The sequence below is a fragment of the Pseudomonas sp. NFIX10 genome (assembly GCF_900111955.1).
GTDB classification, from domain to species: Bacteria; Pseudomonadota; Gammaproteobacteria; order Pseudomonadales; family Pseudomonadaceae; genus Aquipseudomonas; species Aquipseudomonas fluorescens_AA.
Map to the genome: position 1 here is coordinate 64,097 of NZ_FOKH01000024.1, position 25,464 is coordinate 89,560.

Annotated in this window: 25 protein-coding genes; 14 read left to right on the plus strand and 11 right to left on the minus strand. The window is 64.1% G+C overall.

What is annotated here, in order from left to right; translation table 11 throughout:
* The 7 genes from BM321_RS20815 to BM321_RS20845 all read left to right on the plus strand — a co-directional run bounded on the left by BM321_RS20815 (position 1) and on the right by BM321_RS20845 (position 6,857).
* Positions 1 to 1,779 carry a cis-3-hydroxy-L-proline dehydratase gene (locus tag BM321_RS20815; RefSeq protein ID WP_092444456.1) on the plus strand — a complete coding sequence of 593 codons (1,779 nt, stop codon included), beginning with the start codon at positions 1 to 3 and terminating at the stop codon, positions 1,777 to 1,779.
* The gene (locus BM321_RS20820; RefSeq protein WP_092444458.1) at positions 1,772 to 2,437 is read left to right on the plus strand and encodes an amino acid ABC transporter permease; all 666 of its coding nucleotides are present in this window, start codon (positions 1,772 to 1,774) and stop codon (positions 2,435 to 2,437) included. Before BM321_RS20815 ends, BM321_RS20820 begins: the two co-directional genes overlap by 8 nt.
* A 12-nt stretch (positions 2,438 to 2,449) precedes the next feature.
* A complete protein-coding gene (locus BM321_RS20825; RefSeq protein ID WP_092444460.1) occupies positions 2,450 to 3,100 on the plus strand; it encodes an amino acid ABC transporter permease in 651 nt (216 codons plus the stop codon).
* Positions 3,093 to 3,815, plus strand: coding sequence for an amino acid ABC transporter ATP-binding protein (locus tag BM321_RS20830; protein ID WP_092327858.1), 723 nt, complete (start codon positions 3,093 to 3,095; stop codon positions 3,813 to 3,815). Before BM321_RS20825 ends, BM321_RS20830 begins: the two co-directional genes overlap by 8 nt.
* A gap of 108 nt (positions 3,816 to 3,923) precedes the next feature.
* Positions 3,924 to 4,952 carry a trans-3-hydroxy-L-proline dehydratase gene (locus BM321_RS20835; RefSeq protein ID WP_063320806.1) on the plus strand — a complete coding sequence of 343 codons (1,029 nt, stop codon included), beginning with the start codon at positions 3,924 to 3,926 and terminating at the stop codon, positions 4,950 to 4,952.
* A 213-nt stretch (positions 4,953 to 5,165) separates the two neighbouring features.
* On the plus strand, positions 5,166 to 6,083 hold the full coding sequence (locus tag BM321_RS20840; protein ID WP_092252247.1) for a dihydrodipicolinate synthase family protein: 918 nt from the start codon (positions 5,166 to 5,168) through the stop codon (positions 6,081 to 6,083).
* 219 nt (positions 6,084 to 6,302) lie between these two features.
* Entirely contained in the window at positions 6,303 to 6,857 is a 555-nt protein-coding gene (locus BM321_RS20845; protein ID WP_092444462.1) for a DinB family protein, read from the plus strand.
* Positions 6,858 to 6,922: 65 nt separating this feature from the next.
* On the opposite strand, the gene BM321_RS20850 is transcribed toward BM321_RS20845, so the two are convergent.
* From BM321_RS20850 to BM321_RS20870, 5 genes are all read right to left on the minus strand, one after another.
* Positions 6,923 to 7,987 carry a 2,3-butanediol dehydrogenase gene (locus tag BM321_RS20850; protein WP_256573465.1) on the minus strand — a complete coding sequence of 355 codons (1,065 nt, stop codon included), beginning with the start codon at positions 7,985 to 7,987 and terminating at the stop codon, positions 6,923 to 6,925.
* Between the two features lie 81 nt (positions 7,988 to 8,068).
* Complete coding sequence (locus BM321_RS20855) at positions 8,069 to 9,181, minus strand: acetoin dehydrogenase dihydrolipoyllysine-residue acetyltransferase subunit (protein ID WP_092444466.1); 1,113 nt, start codon at positions 9,179 to 9,181, stop codon at positions 8,069 to 8,071.
* On the minus strand, positions 9,181 to 10,197 hold the full coding sequence (locus BM321_RS20860; RefSeq protein WP_060742039.1) for an alpha-ketoacid dehydrogenase subunit beta: 1,017 nt from the start codon (positions 10,195 to 10,197) through the stop codon (positions 9,181 to 9,183). Before BM321_RS20860 ends, BM321_RS20855 begins: the two co-directional genes overlap by 1 nt.
* Before the next feature lie 36 nt (positions 10,198 to 10,233).
* Positions 10,234 to 11,211 carry a thiamine pyrophosphate-dependent dehydrogenase E1 component subunit alpha gene (locus BM321_RS20865; protein ID WP_092172937.1) on the minus strand — a complete coding sequence of 326 codons (978 nt, stop codon included), beginning with the start codon at positions 11,209 to 11,211 and terminating at the stop codon, positions 10,234 to 10,236.
* A 2-nt stretch (positions 11,212 to 11,213) separates the two neighbouring features.
* Entirely contained in the window at positions 11,214 to 12,284 is a 1,071-nt protein-coding gene (locus tag BM321_RS20870) for an ATP-NAD kinase family protein (RefSeq protein ID WP_092327847.1), read from the minus strand.
* 341 nt (positions 12,285 to 12,625) lie between these two features.
* On the opposite strand from BM321_RS20870, the gene BM321_RS20875 reads away from it, so the two are divergent.
* Complete coding sequence (locus BM321_RS20875) at positions 12,626 to 14,491, plus strand: sigma-54-dependent Fis family transcriptional regulator (RefSeq protein WP_092444468.1); 1,866 nt, start codon at positions 12,626 to 12,628, stop codon at positions 14,489 to 14,491.
* A 3-nt stretch (positions 14,492 to 14,494) separates the two neighbouring features.
* On the opposite strand, the gene BM321_RS20880 is transcribed toward BM321_RS20875, so the two are convergent.
* From BM321_RS20880 to BM321_RS20890, 3 genes are all read right to left on the minus strand, one after another.
* The gene (locus BM321_RS20880; RefSeq protein ID WP_060743197.1) at positions 14,495 to 14,824 is read right to left on the minus strand and encodes a hypothetical protein; all 330 of its coding nucleotides are present in this window, start codon (positions 14,822 to 14,824) and stop codon (positions 14,495 to 14,497) included.
* Between the two features lie 184 nt (positions 14,825 to 15,008).
* Complete coding sequence (locus BM321_RS20885) at positions 15,009 to 16,229, minus strand: cytochrome c biogenesis protein DipZ (protein ID WP_092444471.1); 1,221 nt, start codon at positions 16,227 to 16,229, stop codon at positions 15,009 to 15,011.
* A gap of 199 nt (positions 16,230 to 16,428) precedes the next feature.
* Positions 16,429 to 16,692: a DUF2790 domain-containing protein gene (locus BM321_RS20890; protein WP_092444473.1), complete on the minus strand. Its 264-nt coding sequence runs from the start codon at positions 16,690 to 16,692 to the stop codon at positions 16,429 to 16,431.
* Between the two features lie 222 nt (positions 16,693 to 16,914).
* On the opposite strand from BM321_RS20890, the gene BM321_RS20895 reads away from it, so the two are divergent.
* From BM321_RS20895 to BM321_RS20910, 4 genes are all read left to right on the plus strand, one after another.
* Positions 16,915 to 17,655 carry a response regulator gene (locus BM321_RS20895; protein WP_003202589.1) on the plus strand — a complete coding sequence of 247 codons (741 nt, stop codon included), beginning with the start codon at positions 16,915 to 16,917 and terminating at the stop codon, positions 17,653 to 17,655.
* Positions 17,652 to 18,962 (plus strand): ATP-binding protein, encoded by a 1,311-nt coding sequence (locus tag BM321_RS20900; protein ID WP_092444476.1) that lies wholly within the window; start codon positions 17,652 to 17,654, stop codon positions 18,960 to 18,962. Before BM321_RS20895 ends, BM321_RS20900 begins: the two co-directional genes overlap by 4 nt.
* A 319-nt stretch (positions 18,963 to 19,281) precedes the next feature.
* Complete coding sequence (locus BM321_RS20905; RefSeq protein ID WP_092444479.1) at positions 19,282 to 19,914, plus strand: ferric reductase-like transmembrane domain-containing protein; 633 nt, start codon at positions 19,282 to 19,284, stop codon at positions 19,912 to 19,914.
* Positions 19,915 to 19,931: 17 nt separating this feature from the next.
* Positions 19,932 to 20,438 (plus strand): HvfX family Cu-binding RiPP maturation protein, encoded by a 507-nt coding sequence (locus BM321_RS20910; RefSeq protein ID WP_092444481.1) that lies wholly within the window; start codon positions 19,932 to 19,934, stop codon positions 20,436 to 20,438.
* A gap of 109 nt (positions 20,439 to 20,547) precedes the next feature.
* Here BM321_RS20910 and BM321_RS20915 read toward each other — a convergent pair whose 3' ends face one another.
* The 3 genes from BM321_RS20915 to BM321_RS20925 all read right to left on the minus strand — a co-directional run bounded on the left by BM321_RS20915 (position 20,548) and on the right by BM321_RS20925 (position 22,652).
* On the minus strand, positions 20,548 to 21,309 hold the full coding sequence (locus BM321_RS20915) for an HvfC family RiPP maturation protein (RefSeq protein WP_092444483.1): 762 nt from the start codon (positions 21,307 to 21,309) through the stop codon (positions 20,548 to 20,550).
* Positions 21,302 to 22,147, minus strand: a complete 846-nt coding sequence (locus BM321_RS20920) for an HvfB family MNIO-type RiPP peptide maturase (RefSeq protein WP_092444485.1) — start codon at positions 22,145 to 22,147, stop codon at positions 21,302 to 21,304. The genes BM321_RS20915 and BM321_RS20920 overlap by 8 nt, the downstream gene beginning before the upstream one ends.
* Before the next feature lie 118 nt (positions 22,148 to 22,265).
* Positions 22,266 to 22,652, minus strand: coding sequence for an EF-hand domain-containing protein (locus tag BM321_RS20925; RefSeq protein WP_092444487.1), 387 nt, complete (start codon positions 22,650 to 22,652; stop codon positions 22,266 to 22,268).
* Positions 22,653 to 22,957: 305 nt separating this feature from the next.
* Between BM321_RS20925 and BM321_RS20930 the strand changes: the two genes are divergently transcribed.
* A complete protein-coding gene (locus tag BM321_RS20930; protein ID WP_092444489.1) occupies positions 22,958 to 24,757 on the plus strand; it encodes a thiamine pyrophosphate-requiring protein in 1,800 nt (599 codons plus the stop codon).
* Between the two features lie 10 nt (positions 24,758 to 24,767).
* Positions 24,768 to 25,448 (plus strand): DUF2238 domain-containing protein, encoded by a 681-nt coding sequence (locus BM321_RS20935; RefSeq protein ID WP_092444491.1) that lies wholly within the window; start codon positions 24,768 to 24,770, stop codon positions 25,446 to 25,448.
* Positions 25,449 to 25,464: the final 16 nt, after the last annotated feature.

Genomic DNA, 25,464 nt, shown 5'->3' on the forward strand with positions numbered 1-25,464 from the left:
ATGCCAAGCACGCCTGTCCGTGTGAAAGGCCGCAGCCTGGTGGAGGGTGCCGCCCAGGGCGCCCTGATGTTCGCCGAGGTGGGGCTGAGTTTCTGGGGCGGAGTCGATCCAGCCAGTGGCGAGGTCATCGACCGGCACCATCCCCTGAGTGGCCAGCACTTGGCCGGGCGCGTATTGGCAATTCCCAGCGGACGCGGCTCCTGCACCGGCAGCAGCGTCTTGATGGAGCTGATCAGCAACGGCCACGCCCCCGCAGCCCTGGTGCTGGCCGAAGCCGATGAAATCCTGACCCTGGGCGTGCTGGTGGCGCAGGTGATTTTCCAGCGTTCGCTGCCGGTGTTGTGCGTGGGGCACGAGGCCTTCAATGGTCTGCGCGGCCAGGGTTTTGTCCGTCTGGAAGGCGATCTCCTGACATTGTCTGGCCGCCCCCTTGACGACGGCTGGCAAGGTTCATACGCGGCGTCGCAGCCGCCCACTTTCTCAACCCTGGCGCTGACCGAACAAGACCGGGCATTGCTCGACGGCAGCCATGGCAAGGCCGCCCAAGTGGCGATGCACATCGTGCTGCGCATGGCCGAGATCCAGGGCGCCACGCAACTGCTGGACGTGACCCAGGCCCACATCGACGGCTGCATCTACACCGGTCCCGCCAGCCTGCGCTTTGCCGAACAACTGGTGCAGTGGGGCGCGAAAGTCCGTGTACCCACTACCCTCAACTCCATCTCCGTGGACCAGCGTCGCTGGCGCGAGCTGGGCGTCGAGCCGGCCCTGGGCGAGCCGGCCAGTGCCCTGGGCGACGCCTACATGGCGATGGGCGCCCAGCTGAGTTTCACCTGCGCCCCCTATCTGCTGGACACCGCGCCAAAGGCTGGCGAGCAAATCGTCTGGGCCGAATCCAACGCGGTGGTCTATGCCAACAGCGTGTTGGGTGCGCGCACACAAAAGTACCCGGACTTCCTCGACATCTGCATCGCCCTGTGCGGGCGGGCGCCGTTGACCGGCTGCCATCTCGACGATCCGCGCAAGGCCCGGCTGATCGTCGACGTGCCGGCGCTGGGCAAGGTCGATGACAGTTTCTATCCGCTGCTGGGCTACCACATCGGTAGTCTGGCCGGCCGGCGTATTCCGCTGGTACGCGGCCTGGAACACGCCGCACCGAGCCTGGACGACCTCAAGGCCTTCGGCGCCGCGTTCGCCACCACCAGCGCCGCGCCGCTGTTCCACATCGCCGGGGTGACACCGGAAGCCCTCGACCCGGCCGATGTCCTGGAGCGTGACGTCGCGTTGCCACAGGAAAGCGTCGATGCCGCGGGCCTGCTTGCCAGTTGGCGCGAACTCAACAGTGCCCGGGATAACTGGGTGGACGTGGTGTCCCTGGGCAATCCGCATTTCTCCCTCAGCGAATTCGCCGCCCTCGCGACCTTGTGCGCGGGCCGGGTCAAGCATCCCTACGTGGTGCTGGCAATCACCTGCGGCCGGGCGGTGCTGGAGCAGGCCCGCAAAGCCGGGCATCTGATCGCTATCGAAGCCTTCGGCGCGGTGCTGGTGACCGACACCTGTTGGTGCATGTTGGGTGAGCCGGTGATTCCGCCCCACGCCACCACCCTGATGACCAACTCCGGTAAGTACGCCCACTACGCACCCGGGCTGGTCGGTCGCGGGGTGCACTTTGCCGCCCTCGCCGATTGCGTCGAGGCCGCGTGCACCGCCGCCGCCAGCGGCCAACCACCGGTGTGGCTGCAATCGACCCTTCGCACGGAGAACTCCAGCGATGTTTGACTACACGTTCCAATGGCGCCCGGCCTTGCGCGCCCTGCCCGACATGCTCGCCGGAGCCTGGGTGACCTTCGAGACCGCCGCGCTGTCGATGATTTTCGGCGTGCTGATCGCCCTGGTGCTGACGGTGATGCGCCAGGCCCCGAATCGCTTGCTGCGGGGCGTGGGCAATGGCTGGGTGTCCATCGCCCGCAACACGCCCTCGCTGTTCCAGATCTACATCCTCTACTTCGGCCTCGGCTCCCTCGGGCTGCACGTCAGTTCCTGGCTGGCCTTGCTGGCCGGGATCACCTTCAACAACGCCGGCTACCTGGCGGAAAACTTTCGCGGCGGCCTCAAGGCCGTGCCCGGTACGCAAATGCGCGCCGCCCGTTCGTTGGGGATGAGTGCCTTCCAGGCCTATCGGATGATCATCGTCCCGCAACTGTTGCGCATCGTCTTCTACCCGCTGACCAACCAGATGGTCTGGGCGGTGCTGATGACGTCCCTGGGGGTGGTGGTCGGCCTGAACAACGACCTCACCGGTGTCACCCAGGAATACAACGTCAAGACCTTCCGCACCTTCGAATACTTCGCCCTCGCGGCGGTGCTGTATTACCTGATCGCCAAGCTGATCGTAGGGTTGGCCCGACTATTGTCCTGGCGCTTGTTTCGTTACTGAGGAGGGTGGGTCATGTTTTCTACAAGCCTCAGCGTCAACGACCTGCTGTATTTGCTCGAGGGGGCCTGGGTCACGCTGCAACTGACCGTGTGGTCGATCCTGCTGGGCACTTTCGCCGGGTTGCTGTTCGGCCTGTTGCGGGCGCTGTTGCCGCGGGCCAGCCTGCCACTGGCCTGGCTGCTGGACGTGTTTCGCAGTGTGCCGCTGCTGATCCAGTTCGTGCTGTTCAACGCCCTCAAGAGCATCGCCGGCCTGAACCTCAGCGCCTTCGCCGTCGGCTGCATCGTGCTCGGGGTCTACGCCGCGGCGTACTTCACCGAGATCGTCCGCGGTGGCGTGCTGGCGGTGCCGTTGAGCACCCGCCGGGCCAGTCGGTCGCTGGGCCTGAGCTATGTGCAGGACCTGCGCTTCATCGTCCTGCCGATTGCCACGCGGGTGGCCTTTCCCGGCTGGCTGAACCTGGTACTGGGCGTGATGAAGGACTCCGCGCTGGTGATGTGGATCGGCATCGTCGAATTGCTGCGGGCGTCGCAAACCATCGTCACGCGCATTCAGGAACCCCTGCTGGTGCTGTGCATCGCGGGCCTCATTTACTACGTCATGAGCCTGGTGGTCGCCCGCCTCGGCGCACGCCTGGAAAGAAGGTGGCAGGAAAATGATTGAGATCGAAAACGTGCATAAAGCCTTCGGCGCCCTGGAAGTGGTCAAGGGTGTGAGCCTGACGGTGGACAAGGGCGAAGTGGTGTCGATCATCGGCGGTTCCGGCTCTGGCAAGTCGACCCTGCTGATGTGCATCAACGGCCTGGAGCCCATCCAGAAAGGCAGCATCCGCGTGGACGGCATCGAGGTTCACGACCGGGCCACTGACCTCAATCGCCTGCGGCAGAAGATCGGCATCGTCTTCCAGCAATGGAACGCCTTCCCTCACCTGACCGTGTTGGAGAACGTCATGCTGGCGCCGCGCAAGGTGCTGGGCAAGAGCCGGCAGGACGCCGAGGCCCTGGCGGTGAAGCAGCTTGAACATGTGGGCCTGGGGGACAAGCTCAAGGCCTTCCCCGGCAAGCTTTCCGGCGGCCAGCAACAACGCATGGCCATCGCCCGGGCCCTGGCCATGTCGCCGGACTACATGCTCTTCGACGAAGCCACCTCGGCCCTGGACCCGCAACTGGTGGGCGAAGTGCTGGACACCATGCGCATGCTCGCCGAAGACGGCATGACCATGGTGCTGGTGACCCACGAGATCCGCTTCGCCCGGGACGTGTCCGACCGCGTGGCGTTCTTCTGCAATGGGCGGGTCCATGAAATCGGCCCGCCGGACCAAGTGATCGGCAACCCGATGCAGCCCGAGACGGCGGCGTTTCTCAAGTCGGTGAAATAACGGATGGCCCTATCGCGAGCAAGCTCGCTCCCACAGGGGAACGCATTTCAATGTGGGAGCGAGCTTGCTCGCGATGAGGCCCGACCAGACAACCCAAGGATTTGACTCATGCGCTCATCAAAAATCATCCATGTAGTCAGTTGCCACGCCGAAGGCGAAGTCGGCGATGTGATCGTCGGCGGCGTCGCACCACCACCCGGTGCCACGGTGTGGGAGCAGTCACGCTGGATCGCCCAGGACCAGACCCTGCGCAACTTCGTCCTCAACGAACCCCGTGGCGGTGTGTTCCGTCACGTCAACCTGCTGGTGCCAGCCAAGGACCCGCGGGCGCAGATGGCCTGGATCATCATGGAACCAGCCGACACGCCGCCGATGTCCGGCTCCAACTCGCTGTGCGTGGCCACCGTGTTGCTGGACAGCGGCATCCTGCCGATGACCGAACCCCAGACCCGCCTGGTGCTGGAAGCGCCGGGCGGCCTGATCGAAGCGGTGGCCGACTGCCGCGACGGCAAGGTGCAACGGGTCGAGATCAAGAACGTGCCCTCCTTCGCCGACCGCCTCGATGCCTGGATCGAAGTCGAAGGCCTGGGCTCCCTGCAGGTGGACACCGCCTACGGCGGCGACAGCTTTGTCATCGTCGACGCCCAACGCCTGGGCTTTGCCATTCGCCCCGACGAGGCCGCCGAGCTGGTGGCGGTGGGCTTGAAGATCACCCGCGCCGCCAACGAACAACTGGGCTTCGTGCACCCGTTGAATCCTGATTGGTCGCACATCTCGTTCTGCCAGATCGCCGCGCCCATCGTCCAGGAGAATGGCATCGCCACTGGCGCCAACGCCGTGGTGATCCAGCCCGGCAAGATCGACCGCTCCCCCACCGGCACCGGCTGCTCGGCACGCATGGCGGTGTTGCACGCCAAGGGCTTGATGCAGGTGGGCGAGCGGTTTATCGGCCGCTCGATCATCGGCTCCGAATTCCACTGCCGCATCGACTCACTGACCGACGTGGCGGGACGCCCGGCGATTTACCCGTGCATCGCCGGACGGGCGTGGATCACCGGGACCCATCAGCTGTTGCTCGACCCGGCCGACCCGTGGCCGCAGGGCTATCGGCTTTCCGACACCTGGCCTGGCGCATGATCTTTCAACTTGCACACACCCCTGTGGCGAGGGAGCTTGCTCCCGCTGGGGCGCGAAGCGGCCCTCTGGATTTACCTGACACACCAAGTTGCCAGATAGTTATTGGGGCCGCTTCGCAGCCCAGCGGGAGCAAGCTCCCTCGCCACAAGAGCTCTGTATTCGACTCAACTTTATCTGCGTATACGAAATACCATTAACCACCGGAGACAACCCATGAGCAAACGCATCAACTGGAGCGGCGTGTTCCCTGCCGTCACCACGCAATTCAACGATGACTTTTCCATCAACCTGGAAAAAACCCACCAAGTGATTTCCAACGTCATTCGGGACGGCGTTTCCGGCCTGGTGGTCTGTGGGTCGGTGGGGGAAAACACGTCCCTGAGCGCCGAGGAAAAAATCGCCGTGACCGAAGTGGCGGTGGACGCCTCCCGCGGCCGCGTGCCAGTGATTTGCGGCGTGGCCGAGTTCACCAGCGTGCAGGCCGCCAAGGTCGCCAACGCGGTGCGCAAGGTGGGCGTCGACGGGGTGATGCTGATGCCGGCGCTGGTCTACGGCTCCAAACCCTTCGAGACCGCCGAGCATTTCCGCTACGTGGCCCGTCACGCCGATGTGCCGCTGATGGTCTACAACAACCCGCCGATCTACAAGAATGACGTGACCCCGGACATCCTGATTTCCCTGGCCGATTGCGACAACGTGGTGTGCTTCAAGGATTCCTCCGGCGACACCCGGCGCTTCATCGACGTACGCAATGAAGTCGGCGATCGCTTTGTGCTGTTCGCAGGCCTCGATGACGTGGTGCTGGAAAGCCTTGCCGTGGGCGCCGAAGGTTGGGTCTCGGGCATGTCCAACGTGTTCCCGAAGGAAGGCGAAACCATTTTCCGCCTGGCCCGCGCCGGACGCTTTGCCGAAGCGATGCCGATCTACGAATGGTTGATGCCGATCCTGCACCTGGACGCCCGCGCCGATCTGGTGCAATGCATCAAGCTGTGCGAAGCCATCGCCGGCCGCGGCAGCGCCCTCACCCGCCCACCGCGCCTGGCCCTGCCGGAAGCGGACCGGGTGTATGTGGAGCAGATCATGGCCAAGGCCATGGCCAATCGGCCGGCGTTGCCGGATGTGGGGCTTTGACCCGGGGGCATGGCGCCAACTGGCGGTGACTGGGACGCCGCCATCGCGAGCAAGCTCGCTCCCACAGGGATTTATGGTGAATACGCGATAGTGAGCCCATGGGATTCAAGCTGTGGGAGCGAGCTTGCTCGCGATAGCGGTCTGCCTGAAGCGACTATGCTGGATGTGCCGACTAAATCGCGAGCAGGCTCGCTCCCACAAAGTTTGACGAGGCTTCCCATGAATTATTTCCTGGCCCAGGCCCTGAACAACCGATGGGCCAACCACAGGCTGCTCGGCACCTGCGCGCAGTTGAGCGAGGCTGACTACGCCGCGCCGCGCACGGGTTTCTTCCCGTCCATCCAAGCCACGCTTTGCCACATCCTGGAAGTGGACCGTTACTACCTCACCGCCCTGGAAGGCGACCGGGACGGCCAGATAAAGGATTTATCCGAGATCCTGCCCTTTGCCCAGCTCATGCAAAGCCAGGCTCAAACCGACCAGCGGCTGGTGGCCTTCTGCGAATCACTGCGGGAAAAAGACCTTGCCCGCTGCGTAGAGCTGGTGCGGGTCGACGGTGTGGTGCACGAACGAATCGATCGGTTGTTACTGCACCTGTTCGAACATCAGATCCATCACCGCGGCCAGGTGCATTCGATGCTCAGCGGCACGGGTGTCAAGCCACCGCAGCTCGATGAGTTCTTCCTCGACTGCGACCGTAGGTTTCGGCAGCAAGAAGAACAAACACTGCAACTCAACGAAGCAACTGTCTGGCGAGACTATCGGCCCGACTGAAGCGCTACGCCGGAAAAAAGGCGACGGCCGCTGCGGCCATCGCCAAATCGCCCACCCGGGCGCGCTCAGATCCGTGCGGGAGACACGATGATCTTCACGTTGTGCTCCTTGTTGTTCACCAGCTCCTCGAAGCCCTGCCCGACGATCTCCTCCAACTGAATGCGCCCGGTCACCAGCGGCGAGATGTCCAGGCGTCCGTCGGCGATGAAGGCAATCACATCGGCGAACTCACCGTTGTAAGCCAGCGCGCCGAGCACTTGCTTCTCGGTGGAGACCAGGTCAAAGAAGTTGAACTCGCTCGGTTCCTCGAAAATGCCCACCAACACGCATTTGCCGGCCTTGCGGATCAGGTCGATGGCCAGCTTGGCGGTGTGCTTGTTGCCAATGCATTCGAAACTGACATCGGCCCCCAGGCCAGCGGTCAGGCGGCGAACTTCGGCCAGGGCGTCGCACTCGTTCGGATCGATCACGTGGCTGGCGCCGACTTCCAGGGCCTTGGCCTTGCGGGCACCGGACATTTCCAAGGCGATGACCTTGGCCGCACCGGCCGCCTTGGCGCACATGATCGTGCACAGGCCGATGGTTCCGGCACCGACCACCACCACGTTCTGACCCAACAGGCTGCCGGCCTTTTTCACCGCATGCATGCCCACCGCCAGCGGCTCGATCAACGCACCGGCCTCGGTCGGAAAGTCGGCAGGCAGTTTGTAGAGCAGGTTCGCCGGCACGTTGACCAACTCCGCGAACGCACCGTTATTCATCAGCCCGGTGAAGGCCAGGTTCTCGCAGATGTTGTAGAGCCCGTGGGTACAGTAATAACAAGTGCCGCAGTGCTGGCAAGCATCGGCCGCCACCGGTTCGCCGACGCTGAAACCCTCGACGCCAGCGCCCAGTTCGACGATTTCGCCGCAGAACTCATGGCCGAGGATGCATTGGCCCTTGATCCCGGTCAGCGGGTGCGGCGCGTCCACCGGGATGAACACCGGCCCGGCCACGTATTCATGCAGGTCCGAGCCGCAGATGCCGCACCATTGCACGCGGATCTGCACCCAACCGGCGGGCGGCGAAACCGGCAGTGGCACGTCTTCGACGCGAATGTCGTTGCGGCCATGCCAGACGGCGGCGCGCATGCTGCGGGTCGGCTTGATTGAAACGTTCATAGTTGCCTCCAGAGTATTTTATGGGGCGGCGATTCATCGCCGCCCGCTGGGTCAGTGCTGTGCGATGAACTCGATAATCGATCGATTGACCTGCTCGGCCGCTTCCATCTGCACCATGTGGCCCTGGCCGGGGAGCACTTCGACCTGGGCATCCAGCCCCTCGCTGTGGGCCGCCGGGATGATTGCGTCGTCGCGGCCCCAGATCACCAGGGTCGGTACGTGGCCGGCCTGCACCACCTCGCGCAGGTCCACCTGCTGGCGGCCGTCGGCGAACAGCGTCGCCGACAGTTGTCGCAGGGCGGCGTCCACGCCTTCCAGGCGCTTGTACTTGAGCATGTCGTCGAGCATCTGCCGCGTGACCAGCTCGGCATTGGAGAACAATTGCACCAGTGGCGGCTTGAGGGCGTTGCGGTTGGCCGCTTCGACGAAACCTTGCAGGTAGCTGCCGTTGATCTGCGCACCCAGCCCGGCGCTGCCGATCAGAGTCAGGGACCGTATCCGCTGGGGCATCAGACGCGCGGCATTCAGCGACACCGCCCCCCCCATGGAATGCCCCACCAGATGCACCGCGTTGATGTCCAGGTGATCGAGCAAGGCCAGCACCACGCCGCTCAGCTCGTCCAGGTCGCCGCGTTGCAGGGTTTTCGACGATTCGCCATGGCCCGGCAGGTCCAGGGCAATGACCCGACGCCCGGCGGCCAGTGCTTCATGGTTGAACAGCCAATTGTTCAGGTCGCCGCCGAAACCGTGCACCAGCACCAACGGCACGCCGCCCTCGCCGCGCTCGAAATAGCGGATCACCCGGCCGTCCAACTCGACTTTCTGCGGTGTTGGGCCGCTGTCTTCATCGGCCGCGTCACCGGGCACGAAGTTGGACTGGAACTGCTCGATGACCGCGTCGATCTCGGCGTCGCTGGCCTCGCCGTCGACGACGATGCCGAGCAAGGCGCCGACCGCGAGGGTTTCGTCCTGGCGGGCAACCTGCCGGCGCAGGATGCCGGAGAACGGCGCCTCGACGCTGCTGGATATCTTGTCCGTCTCGACGTCCATCACTTCCTCGCCCTTGGTGATGGCCTGGCCCTCCTCCTTGAGCCAGGCATCGACCCGGCCCTCGGTCATCGACAGGCCCCACTTGGGCATGGTCAAGGTATGAATCTGGCTCATCAGCGCTTGCTCCACTCGATCACGTTGAGCACGGCTTGCTCGATCTTCGCCGCGTCAGGGATGTACAGGTCTTCCAGGGCATCGGAGAACGGCACCGGCGTGTGCGGCGCGGTGACCATTTCGATCGGGGCCTTGAGCGCGCCGAAGGCCTTTTGCGCCACCAGCGCGGAAACATCGGTGGCCATGGAACAGCGTGGGTTGGCCTCGTCGATCACCACCAGGCGCCCGGTCTTCTCCACGCTTTCGAGGATGCTGTCCTCGTCCATCGGGCTGGTGGTACGCAGGTCGATGACTTCGCAGTCGATACCGCGCCCGGCCAAGCTGCGCGCGGCGTCCATCGCGGTGTTGACCATGCGTCCGTAGGACACCAGGGTCACGTCCTTGCCGTCGCGCAGGAAGTTGGCCTCGCCAAAGGGGATGGTGTAGAGCTCTTCCGGCACTTCGCCCTGCATGCTGTAGAGCAACTTGTGCTCGCAGAAGATCACTGGGTCGTTGTCGCGGATCGCCTGGATCAGCAGGCCCTTGGCGTCGTAGGGCGATGACGGGCAGACCACTTTCAGCCCCGGAATGTGCGTCCACAAGGACGTGAGCATCTGCGAATGCTGGGCGGCGGCGCGCAGGCCGGCGCCGACCATGGTGCGGATCACCAGGGGCGTGGAAGCCTTGCCGCCGAACATGTAGCGAAACTTCGCCGCCTGGTTGAGGATCTGGTCCAGGCAGCACCCGGCAAAGTCAACGAACATCAGTTCGCACACCGGGCGTACGCCGCAGGTGGCAGCCCCGACCGCCGCACCGACGTAACCGATTTCCGAGAGTGGCGTGTCCAGCACGCGCCCGGGGAACTGGTCGTAAAGACCCTTGGTCACCCCAAGTACACCGCCCCAGGCGTCGTTTTCACCGGGGGCGCCAGCGCCACCGGCCACGTCCTCACCCATGATGAAGACGCTTGAGTCCCGGCGCATCTCCTGGGCCAGCGCTTCGTTGATTGCCTGCTGATAGCTGATTTTTCTCGCCATGATGGAGTTCTCTATTCTTGTTGTTCAGGAGGGCGTTCAGGGATAACTGACGTAGACGTCGGTCAGCAGGTCCGCCGCGGAGGGCTTGGGATCGGACTTGGCCTTGTACACGGCGTTTTCGATCAGCAGGTCCACTTCCTTGTCGATCTGGTCCAACTGCTCGACGGTGAGCAAGCCGGCCCGGGTGGTGCGTTCGCGGAACTGCATCAGGCAGTCCTGGTTTTCACGGAAGTGCTTGACCTCGTCGGGGGCCCGGTAGGTCTGGGCGTCGCCCTCGAAGTGGCCGTAGTAGCGGGTCAGCTTGACCTCGATCAGCGATGGCCCCTCCCCGGCACGGGCGCGTTCGACGGCAGCCCCGGCGGCTTCATGCACGGCAAAGAAGTCGAAGCCGTCGACAGTCACGCCGGGCATGCCGAAACCGGCCGCGCGGTCGGCGATGTGATCGCAGGCCACCGACCAATTGGACGCGGTGGCTTCGGCGTAGCCGTTGTTTTCCGCGACGAACAGGCACGGCAGGTTCCACACCGAGGCCATGTTCATGGCTTCGAACACCGCGCCCTCGTTGGAGCCGCCATCGCCGAAAAACACCACGGCGACGCTGTCGGTGCCCTTGAGCCGGGCCGCCAAAGCCGCGCCGACCACCAGAGGCGCGCCGGCGCCAACAATGCCATTGGCGCCGAGCATGCCTTTCTCGAAGTCGGCGATGTGCATCGAGCCGCCCTTGCCTTGGCAGACGCCGGTTTTCTTGCCGTAGATCTCGGCCATCATCCCGTAGACGTCCACGCCCTTGGCGATGCAATGACCATGGCCACGGTGGTTGGAGGCAATGCAATCGTCATCGCCCAGGTGGGCCATGACGCCTGCGGCCGAGGCTTCTTCGCCGGCATACAGGTGGACGAACCCGGGGATTTCACCCGTGGCGAACTCCACGTGAAGGCGCTCTTCGAAAGCGCGGATGGTGCGCATCACCTGGTAGGCGTGCAGCAGTTGATCGTGGGTGAGCGGTGTCGACATTTTTATTCTCCAGGGGTGTCTTGAAGGTTCAGAGGGTGTTGCGGGTGTTCGCGGCCGATGGCCAGCAAACGCTGTTGCGCGGCGTAGGCCAGCACCGCGTTGACGTCGATGCTCAGTGGACCGCCGGCATCGAGGGTGACCGTGGGCCGGTCATGCACGTTGAATTCGATTTCCCGCTCGCCGTCCAAGGCCAGGGTGCCGCTGGAGAGCGACAGGCCGTGGGCGACACCGGGTTCCAGGGGGCCGGCGGCGAGCACGCCACAGCCCTGCAACAGTCCCGGCGCGAGCGGCGCCAGCAGCGCTTCGGGAGATTGCGGGTCCAGGCGCATCCAGGCACCACCCGGTGCCTGACGTGACACCGGGAACCACAAGCCGCATAGCGCCGACAGGCCGATGGACTGCGGCTCGGCGAAGGTCACGAACACTTCGGCCAGGTCCTGTGCCCGACTGATGGCCCGGGCGCCGACAAACCGCAGCGGCGACACGGCGACATCCACCAGGGCAACTTCCCGCAGGCCACGTCCGGCGTCGCAAACCAGTAAACGCTTGTTGCGGCGCAAACCGATCTGCGCCGGGACCCGGCCGCTGGCATACAACCCACCGGCCAGCCCGGCACTGGTGGCTTCGCGCAGTTCGGGAAAGGCGTTGTTGGTGCCGGTGGACAGGGTCAGCAACGGGATGTCCCCCACTTCGGCGGCCACCGCCTTGTGGGTGCCGTCGCCACCGAGCACGGCGATCAGCGCCACCTCGCGCTCGGCCATCAGGCGCGCGGCCCGGCGGGTGTCTTCGACGGTCTGGCGCAGGGTCAGGTCGAGGAACTCCAGGGCCGGCCAGTGACTGCTGCGGGCCTGGCGGCTGTGGCTGTTCTTCAGCACAGCGGCGGCCATGCCAATCATGTCGGTGGGCATCAACACCTGCTCGATGCCGGTGGCACCGAAAGCGGCCAACAGGCGCTGGATCACCGAGACCTTGTCGGTGCTGGAAAACAGCCCGGCATTGGCGGTCAGGCGCCGCACGTCGCGGCCCGATGCGGGGTTGGCGATGATGCCCACGGTCAGTGGCCGGCGGCTCATGGCACCACCGCGGGAGGAACAGGCGAACGGCCCGGGCAGGAGAACATAGGCACCTCGTTGTTATTATTGGATGACCCGTCAGGCGGGCTCCTGGGGTAGAGCAAGGGCGATGCCAGTTACCGGAAAAACCCAGGAAACAGCCGGAACAGAGCGGTCCAGGCGGGATGTTCGATAAGGCCAGGCGAGCCCCGCTGAGACGCTCCATGTCAGCCTGCACGAGGTGGCGGCGAGACGCTGAGACGTGGCGTCTCACACCTGCCGAACAACCCGTCGTGCTTGTCTGCATCCGGCGAACGGCGCTTAATGTGCGCACAACGACAAGAAGCTGAATCGGAGGCCCTATGCTTTCCGCTCACTCCCGGGCGCACGTGGATTGCGTCAGCCGCGTGGTGAAAAACGCGGCGCAATTGCCTCAACTGCCGGTCCCGGACCTGATCCTCGACTCCTGGCGTCGCTCCCTGGAGCAACATCACCTGGACCCCGGTTCGCTGCAGGGCCCGCGCATCCTGTCCCAGGACGTGCTCAAGCAATGCCGCGAGCGCTCCGAGCTGTTCCTCAATATCGCCAGCGAAGAAGTGGCCCGTCTCCATGGCCGGGTCCGTGATGCCGACTACTGCGTGCTCTTGACCGATGCCCAGGGCCAGACCATCGACTATCGGGTGGAAACCACGATCCGCAATGACTGCCGCAAGGCCGGCCTGTACCTGGGCACGTGTTGGTCGGAGGGTGAAGAAGGCACCTGTGGCGTGGCGGCGGTGCTCACGGGCAAAGCCCCGGTGACGGTGCACAAGCGCGACCATTTCCGCGCGGCGTTCATTGGCCTGACCTGCTCCGCCGCACCGGTCTTCGACCCCCAGGGCGAATTGCTCGGGGTGCTGGACGTGTCGGCAGTGCGCTCACCGGATGATCGGCGCTCGCAGCACCTGATCCGGCAAATGGTGGTGCAGAGTGCCCGGGAGATCGAGCAGGCGTTTTTCCTGAGCAGTGCCCAGGGCTACTGGGTGCTGCGGGCCCATCGCAACGCCGGCTACGTCGACAGCCAGCCGGACTTCCTGTTCGCCTGGGACGACGACGGTTGCCTGCAAGCCTTGAACCCGGCCGCCCGCCAATACCTGCTGCAACATTACGGACAGTTGCCGCAACACATCGGCCAGGTGTTCGACCAGCAGCGGCTGCACCGTGCCCGGGACGAAGGCCTCTGCTTCCTCGATCACGCTTTGCATGGCCGCTTGAGCGCGCCTCGCCAGCGGGCCAATCCGCGTCCGCGGGTGGCGATGACGCCGGCCGAGATCGATCCGCGCCTGGCCGACAGCCTGCGCCTGGCGGTACGGGTCAAGGATCGCAACCTGCCAGTGCTGATCCAGGGCGAAACCGGTTCCGGCAAGGAAGTGTTCGCCCGGCAGTTGCACCAGGCCAGCCAGCGCCATGATCGCCCTTTCGTGGCGTTGAATTGCGCCGCCATTCCCGAAAGCCTGATCGAAAGCGAATTGTTCGGTTACGTCGCCGGCGCCTTCACCGGAGCCTCGGCCAAAGGCATGCAAGGCCTGCTGCAACAAGCCGATGGCGGCACCTTGTTCCTCGATGAGATCGGTGACATGCCGCTGGCCTTGCAGACCCGCCTGCTGCGGGTGCTGGCCGAGGGGGAAGTGGCGCCGCTGGGGGCATCCCGCCGCAAGGCCGTGGACATCCAGGTGATCTGCGCCACCCACCGCGACCTGGAGACCCTGGTGGCCGCTGGCGAGTTTCGTGAGGATTTGTATTTCCGCCTCGGTGGCGCGCGTTTCCAGCTACCGCCATTGCGCGAACGCAGCGACCGGCTGGCGCTGATCAATCGAATGCTTGCCGAGGAGTCGACGCTCTGTGGGGAGACGGTGCAACTGAGCAGCGCGGCGCTGGAATGCCTGCTCGGTTATCACTGGCCAGGCAATGTCCGCCAGTTGCGCCATGTGCTGCGCTATGCCTGCGCGGTGTGCGAAGCCAGTGTGGTCCAACTCAGCCACCTGCCCGAGTCATTGCACCGCGCGGGCGCCGCCGATCATGGACCGCAGCCAAGCGCCAGCCCGGAACGCCAGGCGCTGCTCGATGCCCTGGTGCGCCACCGCTGGAAACCCACCGCCGCCGCCCGGGCCCTGGGCATTTCCCGGGCGACCCTGTATCGGCGGGTGCACCAGCACGGTATCGAGATGCCAGGCCGGAGCCCGGCCTGACGCCTATCGGCGTGCCAGCTCATGACGGACACATTGTTCGTAATAGGTCTGCTTGACCGCGGCAGGCTTCAGACGCGAAGCGCTGTTGTAAGTCTGCTCGGTAATGCCCAGGGCAGTCATGCGCATCCAGGGCCGGGGAAACTTGCGCACTTGCAGCTTCTTGCGCGCGCCGTACAGGCTGACGCCAGAAAGCTTCGACGCCTGGGCGCCCGCCGCGATGTCCGAACCCCAGCGGCACACCGACTGCTGGTTCTGCGTCAGCGCCTTGGCCTGGGCCCCAAGCGAGACGGCGGCCAGGAGAAACGTCGTTACGACCCACATAGAAATACGCATAGGTTTGTCGCCCAACTTTCTGAAAGAAAAGAAGTTTGACCGTATGCAAATGAGCAAGGGGCCAGTATTTGCATGCGGCCCCTGTGGCTTTGCCCTCACTATCTGCGCCATCCGTTCCCAAATGGCACGACAATCTAGAAACAAGAAGAGAATACAATTTCAACCAACTGATATTTAACAATTTTTAATTAGATAACTGGCTTATCTTCGCCTCCTGCAACAACTGCTGGATCACCTGCTCCTGCTCGCCGTAGCGTCCTTCGCCAAAATGGCTGTAGCGCACCTGCCCCTTGGCATCGATGAAGTAATGGGCCGGCCAGTACTGATTGTTGAAGGCCCGCCAGATCGCATACTGGTTGTCGATCGCCACCGGATAATGGATATCCAGCTTGCCTACCTGCTCGCGCACGTTGTCGATGATCTTCTCGTAGCCATATTCCGGGGTGTGGACGCCGATCACCACCAGCCCGTCCTTTTCATACTTCTTCGCCCAAGCGTTCACATAGGGCAACGTGTGCTGGCAGTTGATGCAGTCGTAGGTCCAGAAGTCCACCAGCACCACCTTGCCCCGCAGTGACTCGCTGCTCAGCGGCGGCGAGTTCAGCCATTGCACCGCGCCGTCCAGCGCAGGCATGGCGCCCTGGGATTCGAGGGCCGGCATGGAACTGGCGCCGGCCTTGCTCACCACATAATCGATAACCTTGGGCACGTTCTTCAGCAAACCTTGTTCCAAGGTGGCCGAGGGTTGGGAGGAAGTCGCCGCCAACAACCGATCATCCGCCCCGGTGCCAATCGCCACGGCCGCTAGCAACACTACTGCCCCCGTTCCCCGGCGCAACCAGGTGGTGATCGGCAGCGAGAGTTTCAGGCGCCCGACCAGACCACGCCCGGCCAGGATCAATGTGCCCAGGGACAAGGCACTGCCCAGGCCGTAGGCGAGCAACAGCAGGCTGGTTTGTGCGCTGGCGCCTTGCAGCATGGCGCCGGTCAGGATCACCCCGAGTATCGGCCCGGCGCACGGGGCCCAGAGCAGCCCGGTGGCGACCCCGATCAGCACCGAGGCTACCGGCCCGGCCATCCGCCCGGCCCCGGCGTCCAGGCGATTGCCCAGGCTGACCAGCGGCCGCGCCAGCCAGATGCCGACCCGGCTGAAGATCAATGACAAGGCGAACACCACCATCACCACCAAGGCGACTTGCCGGCCGACATTGCTGGCGCGCACCACCCACTCGCTACTGACCACCGCCAGGCTGGAGACCAGGGCGAACGTCAGCACCATGCCACCGAGGGTCAACAACACCGAGCCGCGGGAGCGATCGGCCCGGGCGAACAGAAACGGCACCACCGGAAGAATACAAGGGCTGAGGATCGTCAGGATCCCGCCGAGAAAAGCGATCAGAAGCATGGCAACACCTCAAAATGGGCTGAAACATGAATAAGAGCCAGCACCTTTGTGGCGAGGGGATTTATCCCCGCTGGGCTGCGAAGCGGCCCAAATCCTGGCAACTCGACTCATCGGGTAAATAAAGGGGGCCGCTTCGCGACCCAGCGGGGATAAATCCCCTCGCCACAGGGACCTGGCAGCCATAACCAGGGTGTTGATCTCAGTTCTGGTTGCTGCAGTTATCGGAAAGCTTGCGATAGTCCAGCGCTTGCTTGTGGCCGGCCGAATCCAGGTAGGTCATATGGGCCTTGACCACACCGCAGGTCGGCTCGGCGTCTTCGGTCAGGGAAAGCACCTTCTGGATGTCCAGGTGGGTGCCGTAGGTGTAGCTGTGGGTTTGCACGTTGCTTTCGGCCCGGGCCGACAGGGTGCAGATGTTCAGCGCGGCGAAAAGGCAGGCGGCGTAGAGGGCTTTGGTGTTCATGGCGATTCCTCGATTCAATGGTTATCTGCCGAGGCTGCGTTGTGTTGCCTCGATGGATGCCATTGAATGCCGCGCAGGTATCGCGTCTGTATCGAGCCACGTGGCTTTTTGCATCGCTGTGTATCCGTCGCGCGCCAGATACACTGCAATACAAACCGCCGCGAGCCGGGCCGGCCGGCGCCTGTAGACTGCTCACAACGAAACGCCGAGGAGCTGGACACCATGGATCATGTCGATCACGTGTTGATAGTGGATGACGATCGCGAGATCAGAGAGCTGGTTGGCAACTACCTGAAAAAGAATGGCCTGCGCACCACCGTCGTCGCCGATGGCCGGCAGATGCGCGCTTTCCTGGAAACCACCCCGGTGGACCTGATCGTGTTGGACATCATGATGCCCGGCGACGACGGCCTGGTGCTGTGCCGGGAGCTGCGTGCCGGCAAGCACAAGGCCACGCCGGTGCTGATGCTCACCGCGCGCAACGACGAAACCGACCGCATCATCGGCCTGGAGATGGGCGCCGATGATTACCTGGTCAAGCCGTTCGCCGCCCGTGAACTGCTGGCGCGGATCAACGCCGTGCTGCGCCGCACCCGCATGTTGCCGCCCAACCTGGTGGTCACCGAAAGCGGTCGCCTGCTGGCGTTCGGGCGCTGGCGCCTGGACACCACCGCCCGCCACCTGCTGGACACCGACGGCACCATGGTTGCCTTGAGCGGTGCCGAATATCGTTTGTTGCGGGTATTCCTCGACCATCCGCAACGGGTGCTCAACCGCGACCAGTTGCTTAACCTCACCCAGGGCCGGGACGCCGACCTGTTCGATCGCTCCATCGATTTGCTGGTCAGTCGCCTGCGCCAACGCCTGCTGGACGACGCCCGGGAACCGGCCTACATCAAGACCGTGCGCAGCGAAGGCTACGTGTTCTCGCTGCCGGTGGAGATCCTCGAGGCCTCGGTATGAGTCTGTCGCTGCGCTGGCCACGAACCCTGGCCTCAAGGTTGTCGCTGATTTTCCTGATCGGCCTGATCCTGGCCCAGGGCCTGTCCTTCGGTGTCCAATACTACGAGCGCTATCAGAGTGCCAAGTCGACCATGCTCGGCAACCTGGAAACCGATGTCTCGACCTCCGTCGCCATTCTCGACCGCCTGCCTGCCGCCGAACGCCCGGCCTGGCTGCCGAAACTCGCCCGGCGCAACTATGGCTACCAGCTCGACGAAGGCCAGCCCGGGCAACCGATGGATCTTGCCGATGCACCCATCTCGGTCAGTTCGATCCAGGAAGCCATCGGCCAGGCCTATGGCCTGACCTTCAAGCAGATTCCCGGGCCGAAAATGCACTATCAGGCGCTCTTGCGCCTGGGGGACGGCAGCCCGCTGACCATCGACGTACGTCCGGCGATGGCGCCCCTCTCCCCCTGGCTGCCGATGGTGCTGCTGGGGCAGTTGGCGCTGTTGATCGGCTGCACCTGGCTGGCCGTGCGCATCGCCGTCGGCCCCCTGACCCGGCTGGCCCAAGCGGTGGAAACCCTCGACCCGAATGCCCACAGCGTCCGCCTGGACGAAAAGGGCCCGACCGAAGTGGTGCATGCGGCCAAGGCCTTCAATGCCATGCAGGACCGCATCGCCGCCTACCTCAAGGAGCGCATGCAGTTGTTGGCGGCGATTTCCCATGACTTGCAGACGCCCATCACGCGCATGAAGCTGCGCGCCGAGTTCATGGACGAAGGGATCGAGCGGGACAAACTGTGGAGCGACTTGAGCGAAATGGAACACTTGGTGCGTGAAGGCGTGGCCTATGCCCGCAGCATCCATGGCGCCACCGAGGCCAGTTGCCGGATCAGCCTGGATGCGTTTCTCGACAGCCTGGTGTTCGACTACCAGGACACCGGCAAGGACGTGCAACTGTGCGGGAAAAACGCCGCGGTCATCGACACCCGCCCCCATGCCCTGCGGCGGGTGCTGGTCAATCTGGTGGACAACGCCTTGAAATTCGGCGGCGCGGCGCAGATCCAAGTGCAACCGGCCGCCAACGGGCAACTGGCGATCCAGGTGCTGGACCGTGGACCCGGGATCAGCCAGCAGGAACTGGCCGAGGTGCTCAAACCGTTCTACCGGGTGGAAAGCTCGCGCAACCGGGAAACCGGTGGCACCGGCCTGGGCCTGGCCATCGCCCAGCAACTGGCGATCGCCATGGGCGGCTCACTGACCCTGAGCAACCGCGACGGCGGCGGCCTATGCGCCGAGCTGCGCCTGGCATTCGCAAGCTGACACGAGCAACCTCTGTGGGAGCGAGCTTGCTCGCGATAGCGGTGTATCTGCCGGCATCCGTTCAACTGACCTGACGCCATCGCGAGCAAGCTCGCTCCCACACTGATCCGAGGCGCTACACAGATTGATGTCTTACCAATCCGCCTGTGGAGTATTGGATTTGGAGGCGGGTTTGTATGTCAGTGTGTCTGCGGACGATGGGCATACACAAACTTGCACGAGACTGCGTTGCGGACACACCCCGCTTACACCGGTTTGAAAGACTCCTCGTACCCCGGCGGCCATCACGACCGGGCCTCGACATCCAAGGAGCCTTTACATGCCTAGCGCAACTGCATCTCCCCTACGTTTCCAGGGCTGGTCGCTGTTCAGCCTGCTCGCCGCCCTGGTGCTGTTGATGACCGGGTTGATCCTGGTGCTCAACCCTGACCTCACCGAAGGCGTGCGCAGCGCCATTCGCGCCACCGCTCGTTCGTCCTTCTTCCTCTTCTTGCTGGCCTTCACCGCCTCGGCATTCGCGGTGCTGGTGCCCTCGCCCCTGAGCCGCTCGCTGGTGCGCGAACGGCGTTTCATCGGGCTGGCGTTTGCCTTCTCCCATCTGGTCCACGCGGTGCTGATCTACAGCTACGGCCAGCTCAACACCGAGTTCTGGCCCGGCCGCACCACCCTCGGCAACGTGCCCGGCACCGTGGGCTACGTCTTCATCCTGCTGCTGGCCCTGACCTCGTTCAAAAGCACCACGCGCCTGATCGGCTTCAAGGCCTGGAAGCGCCTGCATGTCACCGGTATGTGGGTACTGGCGGCGATCTTTGCCTACTCCAATTTCAAGCGCATTCCCATGAGCGACTGGTACGTACTGCCATTCGGCCTGATCTGCGCCGCCACCGCCATCCGCCTGGTGGGCAAGCTGGCCCAGGCCACGCAGCGCCGCCAACGGCCGCAACACGCTTGAGCCCAGGGAGGCCGATCATGTATTCAAACGTGCTGAAAACACTGCACCTGCATCTCGATCAGGCAGGCGCCTGGCTCGCGCCGCTGGGCCTGCGCCTGTTCCTGGCCTGGGAGTTTTTCGAATCCGGCCTGGAAAAATGGAATGGCGAGAACTGGTTCGCCGAGATCCAGTCCGCCTTTCCGTTCCCCTTCGACCATGTGCCGGCCCAGTGGAACTGGGAACTGGCGATGTGGGCCGAACTGATCGGTGCCATCGCCCTGTTGATCGGCTTGGGCACGCGCCTGTCGGCGCTGGTGCTGATCGTCGTCACCGTGGTGGCGACCGCTGCCGTGCACTGGCCGGCGGACTGGTCGAGCTTGAGCGAACTGGCCCAGGGTTATGCGATTACCAACAAGGGGCATGGCAACTTCAAGCTGCCGTCGATCTATCTGGTGGCGTTGCTGCCGTTGGGGCTGCAAGGGGCTGGGAAGCTGAGTGTGGATGCCGTGCTGAACAGCGGCCTGCCTCACCCAAGCAAGGCCTGACAAAAATCCCTTGTGAGAGCGAGCTTGCTCGCGATAGCAGTGGGTCAGTCGACCTCACAGTGACTGACATACCGCCATCGCGAGCAAGCTCGCTCCCACAGGGTTGGGTTTAATTGACGGGGTGTGGCTGCACGCCAACAACCCCTTGCTCCTGCATCCGCCGCAACAGCGCCACGGCGCTGTCCATGAACTCGAACGAAGCCACCCCCGCCTCCTGCGCCAACGCCAGCAGCTGCCCTCGCCCCGCCAACCCGGGATATTCCTCGATGCGCTGCAAAAGGCGCCAGGCCAACGGGCTGAGTTCGGCAAAGCGCACCTCAAACCCAGGCGTGCGCCGCACCAGCAACAGCGTCGGCTGTGCCGGTGGCGTCGAGGGCTGGTAGCTCGGGGCCAGGCGATGCACCGGCCACTGGTACGCCAGCGGCCAGGCCAGGGGCGAGACACGCAGCGGCAGATCGAGCAAGGCGGCCTCATCATGAATCAGCAACGGCTCGGCCTCGGATTGCAGCAGCGCCATCTCGACCCACTCATAATGCGCCAACTCCGCCACGAACGGCGGCCAGTCCGGCGATAGGTGGGCCCCGAGGTAGGTCACAAATTCCTCGGCGATTTCACCGAACATGGGCGTAACGCAGCGGTGTTCGCGCAGGAACCGGCGCACACACGCACGCCATTGCTCCTGCCCCAGCACGCTCACCAGCACCGGAAAAGTGCCGCTGAGCAGCGAACGCATGTTTTCGAAGATCAGGTCGCGATACACCTGCGCCCGCGCCGCGTCCATGCCGGTCGGAACCGGGCAGTGTTCCGGGTCGCGCAGGTAACGGGTCAGCGCCTGTTGCTGCTGATGCAGCGTCTGCCGGGCCTCAGCCATGGCTCACCGCCTGCCGGGGGACGGCGGGGTGTTGCAACTGGCGAATCGTCTGCAATTCGGCCACCAGCGCGGCATAGGGCGGGAAATTGAAGTCCCGTTCGAGCAAGGTCGGCTGCACGCCGAAACGCGCGTAGGCCTGGGCCAGCAACGCCCAGACCGCCGGTTTGACCGGTGCGCCATGGCTATCGATTTTAAGCGTATCGGACTCATCGTAATGCCCGGCCACATGCATCGCGACCACCCGCCCCGGCTCGAGGCCCGCCAGGAATGCCTGGGGATCGAAACCGTGATTGATCGAGTTGACGTAGACGTTGTTGACGTCCAGCAACAGGTCGCAATCGGCTTCGCGCAACACCGCCCGGGTGAATTCCAGCTCGCTCATGTCTTGTTGGGGGGCGGCGTAATAGGAGACGTTTTCCACCGCCAGGCGGCGCCCCAGCACATCCTGGGCCTGGCGGATCCGCGCCGCCACGTGGTGCACCGCTTCTTCGGTAAAGGGCAGCGGCAACAGGTCATACAGATGCCCGTCATCGCCGCAGTAGCTCAAGTGCTCGCTGTAGAGCGGCACGTTGAAACGCTCGATAAACCCGCGCACCTGGCCGAGAAACGCCAGGTCCAGCGGTGCCGGCCCACCCAGGGACAACGACAGGCCATGGCACGTCAACGGATAACGTTCGGCCAGCGAATGCAAGGCGGCCCCATGGGGGCCGCCGATTCCGATCCAGTTTTCCGGGGCAACTTCGAGAAAATCGAAATCCCCGGCCGGTGCCTGGCGCAGCTCATCGAGCAAGGCCCGGCGCAGGCCGAGGCCTGCCGAGGGTTGAGGTAAATTCAACATGACACATCTCCTGAGGAAACGAGATGTGGAGAGCCTCATGGAGCGAACGCCACCCGACGGTGGAAATCGAACCTCAGTGGGCTGGCATCAACTCATCAGGCTCACCACCCGGGGCGAATCAGGACTCGATAGCCGCCCCGCACTTGCCTTCGCCACATTTGCCTTCGGCGGTCTTCGCCTGGGCCGACAGGTATTGCTTGGCTTCCGGCAATGAGATGCCGCCGTCGTGGTTGGCGTCGATCTTGTCGAACTCCGCCGCGCGCTCCGGTGCAGCGACGATGAACTCGTCCCGCGAGACCTGGCCATCGTGGTTGGTATCGGTCTTGGCGAACTTGTCTTCGCCGCACTTGCCTTCGGCGGGTTTTTTCACGGTATCGGCTGCCGCCAGGGTGTAGCCCTGGGCCAGGTCGTTCATGGTCAAGGCCGAAGCCGCCGTGGAGAGACCCAGACCGCCGACCAGGGCCAGGCCAAGTGCAAGGGACGAATGACGGGAGAAGTTGAGCATGGGTATTCCTCTGACGATTGACGATTGACGATTAAGGTGCCAGTCATCCGCACCGAGGTTCGGTGTCGGCTGGCTGGCGTAGTTAATCGCCGGTGTGTATCCGGCCTGTGTCGCCGGCCTGGGCCTTCGTCAAGCAGGTGTATCCGGGCCTGTGCGGTACACACTGCGATACACGCCCGCCCGGCCTCAGGCCCCTGGGGTTGAAAAAATCGAAACCTTGGAAGGTCTGCGCCGGTCAAGTCTTGTATGAACGTCAACCGCTGCACGTCGCGCCGAGCGACCGCAGCCTGAAACGAGGGACAGACATGAGCATGACCGTCGGTGATTTTCTGGTGGAACGTCTTTATGAATGGGGGGTTCGCCGTATCTATGGCTATCCGGGCGATGGCATCAACGGCGTGTTTGGCGCCTTGAACCGCGCCCAGGGAAAAATCCGCTTCATCCAGGCCCGCCACGAGGAAATGGCCGCGTTCATGGCCTGTGCCCACGCCAAGTTCACCGGCGAGCTGGGGGTCTGCATCGCCACCTCCGGGCCCGGAGCATCCCACTTGGTGACCGGCCTCTACGACGCCCGGATGGACCACATGCCAGTGCTCGCCATCAGCGGCCAACAGGCGCGCGCCGCACTGGGCGGGCATTACCAGCAGGAACTGGACCTGGTCAGTCTGTTCAAGGACGTGGCCGGGGCGTTCGTGCAGCAAGCCAGCGTGCCCGCCCAGGTGCGTCACCTGCTGGACCGCGCCGTACGCACGGCGATAGGCGAGCGCCGGGTCACGGCGCTGATCCTGCCGAACGACCTCCAGGAGATGGAATACACCGCGCCACCTCACAAGCACGGTACGGTTCACTCCGGCGTCGGCTACCGCAAGCCCAGCATCGTCCCCTATGAAGAGGACCTGCGCAAAGCCGCCGAAGTCCTCAATGCCGGCAAGAAAGTCGCCATCCTGGTCGGCGCCGGCGCACTGCACGCCACTGACGAGGTGATCGCCATCGCCGAGAGGCTCGGCGCCGGCGTGGCCAAGGCGCTGCTGGGCAAGGCCGCCGTGCCGGATGACCTGCCCTGGGTCACCGGCACCATCGGCCTGCTCGGCACCGAACCCAGCGACAACCTGATGGCCGGCTGCGACACGTTGCTGATGATCGGCTCCGGCTTTCCCTACGCCGAGTTCCTGCCCCCTGAAGGCCAGGCCCGGGGCGTGCAGATCGACATTCAGGCAGACATGCTCAGCCTGCGCTACCCCATGGAAGTCAGCCTGCACGGCGACAGTGTCGACACCTTGCGCGCCCTGCTGCCGCTGATCGAAGAAAAAACCGACCGAGCCTGGCGCAAGAAAATCGAGCATTGGCGGGAACGCTGGGACCGGACCCTGGAAAAACGCGCCCGGGTATCGGCCAAGCCGATCAATCCGCAGCGGGTCACCTTCGAACTGTCGCCACGGCTGCCGGAGCACGCCATCATCACCTGCGATTCCGGCTCCTGTGCCAACTGGTTCGCCCGGGACATCAAGATCCGTCGCGGTATGATGTGTTCGCTGTCCGGTGGCCTGGCGTCGATGGGCGCGGCCGTGCCCTATGCCATCGCGGCGAAGTTCTGCCATCCGCAGCGGCCGGTGGTCGCCCTGGTGGGCGATGGCGCCATGCAGATGAACAACATGGCCGAGCTGATCACCGTCGCCAAGTACTGGCGCACCTGGGCCAACGGCACCTGGATCTGTGCGGTGTTCAACAATCGCGATTTGAACCAGGTGACCTGGGAACAGCGGGTCATGGAGGGCGATCCGAAATTCGCCGCCTCCCAGGACATCCCCGACGTGCCCTACCACCTGTTCGCCGAATCCATTGGCCTGAAGGGCATCCTGGTACTGCATGAGGACGACGTGGCCACGGCCTGGGAAACCGCGCTGGCGGCGGATCGTCCGGTGCTGATCGAGTTTCGCACCGACCCCGACGTGCCACCGCTGCCGCCGCACATCAAGCTGGAACAGGCGAAGAAATTTGCCTCGACCCTGCTCCAGGGCGATCCGAACGAGCGAGGCATCGTGGTCGAGACCGCCAAGCAGGTACTGAGCAGCTTGCTGCCGGGCCATCGCACGGATAAAGAGTGAGGCTGACGCGATGCCAACCGTTGAGCTGCATCGTCGCTATGAACGGTCCCTGCTGCTGGTGTTCTGCGTGCTGTGGGGATGGTTGGCCATCGCGCCGCTGAAACGCAGCGACTGGCTGGCGGAGAACCTGCTGGTCATTGCGTTATTGGTCGTCCTGGTGACCGTTCATCGACGGTTCAGCTTTTCCCGGCTTTCCGCCACGCTGCTGTTCGTGTTCCTCTGCATCCATGAAGTCGGCGCCCACTACACCTATGCCAAGGTACCTTACAACTCGTGGTGGCAGGCCCTGACCGGGGGGCCGTCGCTGGATCAGCTCATGGGCTTCGAACGCAACCAATTCGATCGGCTGGTGCACTTCAGCTACGGCCTGCTGCTGGCGTATCCGGTGCGCGAGGTTTTGCTGCGGGTTGCGCCAGCGACGGGGTTCAGGGGCTATTTCCTGGCCTGGAGCCTGATCCTCGCGTCGTCGGCCATTTACGAGATCATCGAATGGCTGGGCGGCGCCTATATCGGGGGCGACACCGCCAAGGCCTTTGTCGGCGCCCAACAAGACCCGTGGGACTCGCAAAAGGACATGGCCTTGGCCGCACTGGCCGCATTCATTGCCCTACTGGCCGCCGCCGGGGTCAATTCCCTGCGCCAACGGGATGTCGCCCTCGAGTGGGCCTCACGCTTGAAGGCCCGCACCTGACGAATACGACGCAGCC

Bases quoted from the DNA above. Each gene is read 5' to 3' on its own strand.
- BM321_RS20815 (WP_092444456.1), top strand. From the start codon at position 1: ATGCCAAGCACGCCTGTCCGTGTGAAAGGCCGCAGCCTGGTGGAGGGT.
- BM321_RS20820 (WP_092444458.1), top strand. From the start codon at position 1,772: ATGTTTGACTACACGTTCCAATGGCGCCCGGCCTTGCGCGCCCTGCCC.
- BM321_RS20825 (WP_092444460.1), top strand. From the start codon at position 2,450: ATGTTTTCTACAAGCCTCAGCGTCAACGACCTGCTGTATTTGCTCGAG.
- BM321_RS20830 (WP_092327858.1), top strand. From the start codon at position 3,093: ATGATTGAGATCGAAAACGTGCATAAAGCCTTCGGCGCCCTGGAAGTG.
- BM321_RS20835 (WP_063320806.1), top strand. From the start codon at position 3,924: ATGCGCTCATCAAAAATCATCCATGTAGTCAGTTGCCACGCCGAAGGC.
- BM321_RS20840 (WP_092252247.1), top strand. From the start codon at position 5,166: ATGAGCAAACGCATCAACTGGAGCGGCGTGTTCCCTGCCGTCACCACG.
- BM321_RS20845 (WP_092444462.1), top strand. From the start codon at position 6,303: ATGAATTATTTCCTGGCCCAGGCCCTGAACAACCGATGGGCCAACCAC.
- BM321_RS20850 (WP_256573465.1), bottom strand. From the start codon at position 7,987: ATGCGCGCCGCCGTCTGGCATGGCCGCAACGACATTCGCGTCGAAGAC.
- BM321_RS20855 (WP_092444466.1), bottom strand. From the start codon at position 9,181: ATGAGCCAGATTCATACCTTGACCATGCCCAAGTGGGGCCTGTCGATG.
- BM321_RS20860 (WP_060742039.1), bottom strand. From the start codon at position 10,197: ATGGCGAGAAAAATCAGCTATCAGCAGGCAATCAACGAAGCGCTGGCC.
- BM321_RS20865 (WP_092172937.1), bottom strand. From the start codon at position 11,211: ATGTCGACACCGCTCACCCACGATCAACTGCTGCACGCCTACCAGGTG.
- BM321_RS20870 (WP_092327847.1), bottom strand. From the start codon at position 12,284: ATGAGCCGCCGGCCACTGACCGTGGGCATCATCGCCAACCCCGCATCG.
- BM321_RS20875 (WP_092444468.1), top strand. From the start codon at position 12,626: ATGCTTTCCGCTCACTCCCGGGCGCACGTGGATTGCGTCAGCCGCGTG.
- BM321_RS20880 (WP_060743197.1), bottom strand. From the start codon at position 14,824: ATGCGTATTTCTATGTGGGTCGTAACGACGTTTCTCCTGGCCGCCGTC.
- BM321_RS20885 (WP_092444471.1), bottom strand. From the start codon at position 16,229: ATGCTTCTGATCGCTTTTCTCGGCGGGATCCTGACGATCCTCAGCCCT.
- BM321_RS20890 (WP_092444473.1), bottom strand. From the start codon at position 16,692: ATGAACACCAAAGCCCTCTACGCCGCCTGCCTTTTCGCCGCGCTGAAC.
- BM321_RS20895 (WP_003202589.1), top strand. From the start codon at position 16,915: ATGGATCATGTCGATCACGTGTTGATAGTGGATGACGATCGCGAGATC.
- BM321_RS20900 (WP_092444476.1), top strand. From the start codon at position 17,652: ATGAGTCTGTCGCTGCGCTGGCCACGAACCCTGGCCTCAAGGTTGTCG.
- BM321_RS20905 (WP_092444479.1), top strand. From the start codon at position 19,282: ATGCCTAGCGCAACTGCATCTCCCCTACGTTTCCAGGGCTGGTCGCTG.
- BM321_RS20910 (WP_092444481.1), top strand. From the start codon at position 19,932: ATGTATTCAAACGTGCTGAAAACACTGCACCTGCATCTCGATCAGGCA.
- BM321_RS20915 (WP_092444483.1), bottom strand. From the start codon at position 21,309: ATGGCTGAGGCCCGGCAGACGCTGCATCAGCAGCAACAGGCGCTGACC.
- BM321_RS20920 (WP_092444485.1), bottom strand. From the start codon at position 22,147: ATGTTGAATTTACCTCAACCCTCGGCAGGCCTCGGCCTGCGCCGGGCC.
- BM321_RS20925 (WP_092444487.1), bottom strand. From the start codon at position 22,652: ATGCTCAACTTCTCCCGTCATTCGTCCCTTGCACTTGGCCTGGCCCTG.
- BM321_RS20930 (WP_092444489.1), top strand. From the start codon at position 22,958: ATGAGCATGACCGTCGGTGATTTTCTGGTGGAACGTCTTTATGAATGG.
- BM321_RS20935 (WP_092444491.1), top strand. From the start codon at position 24,768: ATGCCAACCGTTGAGCTGCATCGTCGCTATGAACGGTCCCTGCTGCTG.